This is a genomic window from uncultured Paenibacillus sp., assembly GCF_963515335.1.
Classification (GTDB): Bacteria; Bacillota; Bacilli; order Paenibacillales; family Paenibacillaceae; genus Paenibacillus_I.
The window spans coordinates 25868-33246 of record NZ_CAUPYC010000046.1 but is presented as its reverse complement, the minus strand read 5'-3'; the positions used below and the strand labels follow the sequence as shown (position 1 = coordinate 33246).

The 7379-nt window shown below is 56.0% G+C and carries 5 protein-coding genes; 1 reads left to right on the top strand and 4 read right to left on the bottom strand.

Annotation, left to right across the window (positions count from 1 at the left end):
• Positions 1–1275, top strand: a 1275-nt coding sequence (locus RWM61_RS14235) for a beta-propeller domain-containing protein (protein ID WP_314001910.1), incomplete at its 5' end; no start/stop codon positions are given.
• Positions 1276–1789: 514 nt separating this feature from the next.
• Here RWM61_RS14235 and RWM61_RS14230 read toward each other — a convergent pair.
• From RWM61_RS14230 to RWM61_RS14215, 4 genes are read right to left on the bottom strand one after another with little or no spacing between them, the layout of a single operon-like run.
• Positions 1790–3667 carry a beta-L-arabinofuranosidase domain-containing protein gene (locus RWM61_RS14230; RefSeq protein ID WP_314001908.1) on the bottom strand — a complete coding sequence of 626 codons (1878 nt, stop codon included), beginning with the start codon at positions 3665–3667 and terminating at the stop codon, positions 1790–1792.
• Positions 3668–3706: 39 nt separating this feature from the next.
• The gene (locus RWM61_RS14225; RefSeq protein ID WP_314001906.1) at positions 3707–5554 is read right to left on the bottom strand and encodes a beta-L-arabinofuranosidase domain-containing protein; all 1848 of its coding nucleotides are present in this window, start codon (positions 5552–5554) and stop codon (positions 3707–3709) included.
• A 27-nt stretch (positions 5555–5581) separates the two neighbouring features.
• Positions 5582–6421, bottom strand: a complete 840-nt coding sequence (locus RWM61_RS14220) for a carbohydrate ABC transporter permease (RefSeq protein WP_314001904.1) — start codon at positions 6419–6421, stop codon at positions 5582–5584.
• A complete protein-coding gene (locus RWM61_RS14215) occupies positions 6418–7371 on the bottom strand; it encodes a carbohydrate ABC transporter permease (RefSeq protein WP_399538673.1) in 954 nt (317 codons plus the stop codon). The genes RWM61_RS14220 and RWM61_RS14215 overlap by 4 nt, the downstream gene beginning before the upstream one ends.
• Between the last annotated feature and the right edge of the window lie 8 nt (positions 7372–7379).

Genomic DNA, 7379 nt, shown 5'->3' with positions numbered 1-7379 from the left:
ATGGAATCCGGCAAGAGCGAAACGACCGAGGCGGCAACAGCGTTCCAGCCGGTCTATCGCGACTCGGCGAACTCCTCCGGACTGAAGCGGCTGCCGCTCGATGCCATCCGATACTTCCCGGCTTCGCCGGATACGAGCATGATGGTCATCGGCGCGCTCGATTTGGACCGGCCGGACCGGGAGATGCAGGTGTCCGGTTACCTCGGCTCCGGCCAAACCGTATACGCCTCGCCGAAAAACCTGTATGTGGCAGTGGGCAAATACATTCCATCCGGAGCCGCTTACCGCCAGGAGACGCAGCTATATAAATTCCGAATGGATCGGGGAACCGTGGTCTATGCGGGTGAAGGGTTGGTGCCGGGATCGATACTGAATCAATTCGCAATGGACGAGTATGACGGCTTTTTCCGGATCGCCACCACCAAAGGCGACATGTGGGCAACCGGCGCCGCGCGGTCCACGAACAACCTTTATGTGATGGACGAAGAGATGGCGGTCACGGGCAAGCTGGAGAATCTCGCACCGGGCGAGCGCATTTACTCGACGCGGTTCATGGGCGGGCGCGCTTATATGGTCACTTTCCGCAACGTCGATCCGCTCTTCGCGATCGATCTGCGCGACCCCGCCAAGCCGGCCGTGCTGGGACAGCTCAAAATTCCCGGCTACAGCGATTATCTGCATCCTTACAACGAGAATTATGTCATCGGCTTCGGCAAAGAAACCGTTGAGCTTCCATCGAAAGGCATGGGTCCGAATGAGACGACGGCATACTACCAAGGGATGAAAATCGCCCTGTTCGACGTGTCCGACGTGAGTAGCCCGAAACAAAAGTTCAAGGAAGTCATCGGCGACAGGGGCACCGATTCCGAGCTGCTGTACGACCCGAAAGCGCTGCTGTTCTCCAAGAGCAAAGGGCTCATGGCGTTTCCCGTGGAAGTAAGGGAGATCCGAGACAAGAATCAGAAGCCGGCCCCGGGCGGTTTTCCCGCCTACGGCGAATTCACATACCAAGGCGCTTATGTGTACCGGATCGATCCGCAAAAAGGCTTCGCCTTGCAAGGCCGCATCACGCATCTCACGGCGGAAGACATGGCCGCAAGCGGCCAGTACGGTTACGATTACACCAAGGCCGTGCGCCGTATTCTGTATGCGGGCGATACGCTGTTCACCTTGTCCGAGCGGATGCTCAAGGCAAACAACATGAATACCTTGGCCGATCAAGGCTCGCTGACGTATCCGGCGCCGCCGCAACCGGCTGAGTTGTACGCAAGATAAACATCGCAAATGCAAACAACCCGTGAACGCTCGCTAACGAGCATCACGGGTTGTTTATTAAAACGGCCGGCATTGTTGCTCAAGGAAGCGAATCCGGCAATCCACGGTTGGAAATCATCCACCAAAACAAACTCTTTTCACGGAAAGGCCGGTCTATGTTGGAAAACATCCAACGAATTGACCGCTTTTTCCCTCCAGCGCTCTCGTCGATTAATTTTCGCTGGAGAGAATCCAACCTAGCGAACAGAAGTGGACTACTTCCTGATTTTGCGTGGCATGAAATCCAACTGAAGTTACCGGGACGGGGATCTCAGCGGGCGCGCGGGCTGAAAGCTGAGCGATCTGGGTACAGCTCGTTGTAGGCATGTATGTAAAAAAGGAGCGGGAAAAGAGTGAGTAAGAGCCGGCCAGCAGGGAACAAAACAGAGAAACCCTATCCCTGTGTCCTATACAGACGCGGGTTTCTCAACAGGTTGACTCCGCCGTATAATGACGAAGCTGATCTTTATTCCAATCACCCTCGGCGAATGAGCGGGAATTCACCGACTCTAAGCTTGGCGCTGCCGTAAGGAACGAGCTCCAACTCCTGCACAGCTTGACCCTTCGTATCCGGGTTAAGCGGCGGTGTCCCGGCGTTGTTCAATTCCGTCCTCCAGTTGCGCACCAGACTGCCTCTTGTTTTAATTCGAACGGGTGCCTGGTCGGCGAGAAAAGGCTGGCGCGGAATATCTTCCGCAGCGACCGAGAAGTCCGCTCCCTCATACAAACCGAAGCGCCAAGGCGTCGACGGATAAACCTCCCAATCGCTGAAAAGCTCCCGTTTGATGTGCGGCTGCCAAATCTCCCCCAAAGGAAGGACATACACCAGCGGCCCCCGTTCTATGCTGGTTGCATAAAGATTGCGCCGGACGGTTCTTACTTCCATCGGCAGCTGCAGCTCGATCGCATCGCCGTCAACCCAGTCCCTCTCAATGCAAGCAAAGCCTTTCTCGACGTCCATCTGTACCGTTTCGCCGTTGATGGCAAGCATCGGATTGTTGCACCATGCCGGAATCCGCAGCCGTAGCGCGAAACGTTCCGGACGTCCTAACGAGAGTTTCATCGTCACCGTTTCCCGGAACGGATAGCCCCCGCCAACCTCCAGCGTCGCCTCCGTCCCGCCGGCTCCCACTTTCGTCCGCACCAGGCAAGGCGCGTAGGACACGGCCGCAAGGCCTCCCCTTCCGTCCGACATCCACAGATGAGCCGCCAGTTTCGGCCAGCCTTGGTGCATATTCGCCGTGCAGCATCCGAAATTCGGTTCGAGGCCGAACAGGTTCGCCTCATCGTTATTGCTCCAGTTCCGCTTGGCGACATTGCACATGATCTGGTTCACCTGTTGGTCATACTGGTGCGAAGTCCAATCCGCCGAGATCGCGGCCGGAAGCGCGTTGAAGGCCACTTTTTCGAGAATATCGCCATACTGCCCGTCACCGAAAACCCTCACCAAATGCTCCATCGTAAACATATACTCGACAACCGCGCACAACTCCACTCCCTGACTCGGATCGGTGCCGGACAGCCACTCGTCCCCGGAGAACATCCCGTGCGCCTGACCGTGGTAAGTCATCAGGCTTTGAATCCCGCGCCGTACCGCTTCCTCTTCTTTCGGATCGCCGGTGAGCTCGTACCGGATGGCCGGCGTTTTGACGCCCATCGCCACATTGACGACATGCGTCCGATGGTCCCAATGCTCCACCTTGCGCCAGAACGGGAAATCCTGCAAAATCCCGGTCCAATCCATCGTCTGCGCGGCCACTTTGTCCGCCAGCTCCAACAGAAACTGCTCGCCCGTGCGCTTGTATGTCCATTGGACCGCCAGCAGCATCTCCGCGCCCCGCGCTTCCGCCCAGTCCTTCAGAGGCAGTCTGTCGATCGCGGCGGCAACATAACGGAAATAACGCAGCAGGAACGGCACCACCCGCTCGTCGCCTTTCGCTTCCTCATGCTGGATAAGCACCTTCAGCATAATCATGTAATGCCACCAGTCATGGTTCTTATCGATATCCTGGTTCACCGTTTCAATCCGTTCCGGCCCGAAGGAGCCGTCCGGCTTCTGGCTGGCGAGCGACCATTCAATCCACCGGTTCGCCTTGGCGATCAGCCGCTCGTCCTCGAGCAAATGCGCCAAAGGAACAAGCCCATCCAGGTAGTAAGGCCCCCTCTCCCAGCTTTCGCCCGACCCGCCGATCCAGCCGTTGCCCGGCCCCACATCAGCCCAATGCTCCTCCAGATGTCCGGTTAATCCGTCAGCCTGAATGCGGAGCTGGTCCTTGAGCCAACCCGCCGGTTTAATGCTGCCGAGCGGCAATGCCTCGAATGCCGTTTGTTTCAAACTCTGCCGCACTGTCATCGCGCAAACACTCCCATCGCAAATATGGTTTATTCGTTACTACCAAGCATACAACGATCGGTCTTCGGCTTCTGTGATCCATACCTGCATGAATCCGGGCTGGCGATTGTCCCAAGCATAATAAGGGATCAACGTGCACGGCTTCCCTTCTCCGGTACTGCCGGCCAGCAAGACAACCCCTCCCAATACATCCGCACGGTACTCATAAGCGAAAGCTTCACCGGCGCGAACCGCGAACGACTGATACTCCAAATGCGGATTGTCGGCGTGTTCAACGCAATAGACGACCGGTCCCCGTTGGATCGCGATCATGCCCCTGTCCGCTTCCACTTCCGCACGGGCACGCACGACCTCCACGGGCATGTCGAGCTGCAGCAGGACGACGTCCCCCTGTGACCAGTTCCGTTCCAGGACGGCATAGCCGCTTTCAAGCCGTACTTCGAAAGCGGGTACCGGCTCCCCGTTCACTGCCAGCCGGTATCCCCTGCACCATCCAGGAATCCGCATACGGATTTCGAACGCCTCGTCTCTCTCGGGCACAACCTCAAGGGCAATGTCACCCTGCCAGGGATAGGCCGTCGTTTGCTTTAACCGAACATTCGTGTCGCTTCCGCCTACCCGAAAGTCGCCGGTTCCCTGGATATACTGATTCACGACGATCCCTTTCTGCGAACGCGCATAGACGTAATTACCGATGGAGGGAAGGAAGCGCGCCAGATTCGTCGGACAGCAAGAACAATCGAACCATTCCACTCGGTGATGATCGCCTTTGGACGCGAGCGGATTGACGTAAAAAAACTTGTCACCGGAAAGGGAGAGCCCGGCCAGCGATCCGTTGTACATTTCGCGTTCGACCACATCGGCGTATTTGGCATCGCCGAGCAGCAGATTCATCCGGTGGTTCCAGAAGGCCATGGCGATTGCGGCGCACGTTTCGCAGTAGGCGCTCTCGTTCGGCAGATCATAATCGTGCGTAAACCCCTCATTATGCCGGGAAGGCCCGATTCCTCCCGTAATATACATGTTCCTTTCCACCGTATGCGACCATACTCGCAATAAAGCATCAAGATAATCGGGATTGCCTGAGGCATGAACGACATCGGTCATTGCCGCGTACAGATACATGGCACGTACGGCGTGACCTTTTACATGGCGAATATCCTTGACAGGCACGTCATCCTGGCAGTAGCCCGGCCCCCATTCCTCTTTATCCCAGATCGCTCCGACACCGTGGCCGCGTCCCCGCTCTTCCAGCAGCCATAACGACAATTTCCAATAACGTTCTTCCTTTGTGACCCGGTACAATTTGACAAGCGCCAGCTCAATTTCCTCATGCCCTTCCACCCAATGGCGTTTGCCGGGACCAAACAGGCTGTCGTAGTGATCGGCCAGCCTGCATGCGGCATCGATCAGCGTTCGTTTCCCTGTGGCTTCATAATAAGCGACCGCCGCCTCGATCAGATGGCCGCCGCAATACATCTCATGCTTTTCCATATCGGTCCATTTGCGGTCCGGCTCCTTGAGCGTGAAGTAGGTGCACAAGTAGCCGTCCTCCTCCTGTGCCGAGGCAATAAGCTCTGCAATGCGGTCAATTTCCGCTTCCAATTCCGGGTCACGGTCGATCATGAGGGAATAGGACGCCCCTTCAAGCACTTTGTACACATCGGAATCATCGAAATAAATGCCTTGAAATTCACCCTCGGCAAGTCCGGCCGCTTTCACAAAATTGGCGATCCGGCCCGTTTGCTCGCATTTGTCCAGACAAACCCTTAACGTAACGTCTTTCAGCAGAGAGATTCGCGGACGCCAGAAATCGTCACTGATCTTCACGCTCGCAAAAGGTACATGTCCCCAATTGCGCAGCGGTGCTGCCGTTTGCGTACTCATTCGTGTTCCTCCCCGTTAAAGCCGAATTTAACCTTTAATTCCGGTAAGCGTGATGCCTTCGATAAAATAACGCTGCCCGATGAAGAACAAGACGATGATGGGCGCCACAATCGCGGTTGAAGCGGCCATCAAATAGCCCCATTGCGCGTTGTACATCCCCCGGAAGGAAGCGAGGCCGAGCGCCAGCGTAAATTTATTGCTGTCGCTCAAGTAAATGAGCGGACCCAGAAAATCGTTCCACGTGCCGATAAACGTAAAAATCAGAATCACGATCAGCGCCGGCGTGCAAAGCGGGATCAGAATCCGCCAAAGAACGGTCAACGGATTGGCGCCGTCCATATAAGCCGCTTCGTCCAAATCTTTGGGAATCGTGCTGAAAAATTGGCGAAGCAAAAAGATGTTGAATGCGCCTCCTCCGAACCAGGCCGGAACGATCAGCGGCCAATACGTGTTGATTGCGCCGAGCGATTTCCAGAGGACGAACGTCGGAATCAGGGTGACGGCGTAAGGGAGCATCAAGGTGCTGAGTATCAAGCCGAACACGGGATTCCGGCCGGGCCACTTCAATCTGGCAAAGCTGTATCCCGCCATCGTGCTCGTAATCAACACACCGGCCACAACCGATACCTCAATCGTCATCGTATTCAGAAAGTAGCGGAAAAAGGGTACGACGGTCAGCGCATCGCTATAGTTCCGCCACTCGAACGGCCTGGGAATCCACTCCGGCGGGAAAATGAAAATTTGCGCAGTGGACATCAGCGAGCTTCGGAGCAGCCAGGCGAACGGAAAAATCATGGCGATGCTGCCCGCAATCAGAATAAAGTAAACGGCGACCCGGTGTATGAGTCTCGTTGAGCTGATGCTCATGACTTCCCCTCCCCTTCGTAATAAACCCAGAAGCGCGAAGAACGGAAAACCAGGGCCGTAAGCGCCATGATGATCAGGAACAGCACCCAGGCAAGCGCCGCCGCATAACCCATCTGGGCTTCCGAGAAAGCCTTGCGGTACAAATAAAAGATGTAGAACAAAGTCGCGTTATTCGGGCCGCCGTTGGTCATGACGTAAGCCTGGTCGAACACCTGCAGCGTGCCGATCATCCCCATGATGACATTGAAAAATATGGTCGGCGTCATCGAGGGGAGCGTGACATGCCAAAATTTGCGCAGCGCCCCGCCGCCGTCCACCTCAACCGCCTCGTATAAATGGCCCGGTACGCCTTGAAGGCCGGCCAAAAAAATAACCGCGGCATTGCCAACGCCCCATGTGCTCATCAAAATAAGGGAGGGAATCGCGGCCGTCTCGCTGTAAATCCATTGAGAGCCCGGCAGTCCGACGCTTCTTAGCATCGAGTTGAACAAACCGAAATCCGGGTTGAACAGCCAAAGCCACAACATGCTGTTGGCGATGCTGGGCACCAGCACCGGCAAATAATAAACGGTGCGGAAAATGGCGAGCCCTTTCACCTTCTGGTTCAGCAGCATGGCGATCAGAAAGGCGGCCATAATACCGAGCGGCACGCTTCCGATCGTATAATAGAGCGTCACGAAAAGCGATTTGCTGAACAATGGATCCTCGGCCGCCATTGTCCTGTAATTTTCCAAACCGGTAAATTTCATGTCCGACCCGATACTCCAGTCGGTCATGCTGAAAATAAGCGAAGCGATCATCGGCCCGGCCACGAAGATGATAAATCCCAACATGGCGGGAAGCGCGAACAGGACCCCCCATTTTCTTTCCATGCGCGCAATCCCTGACAGCCGCGTTTTACGCGAGAGCTGCGCGGCATTGACGGAAAGCTCGTCTGCGACGGCGTTCATGTCATTCC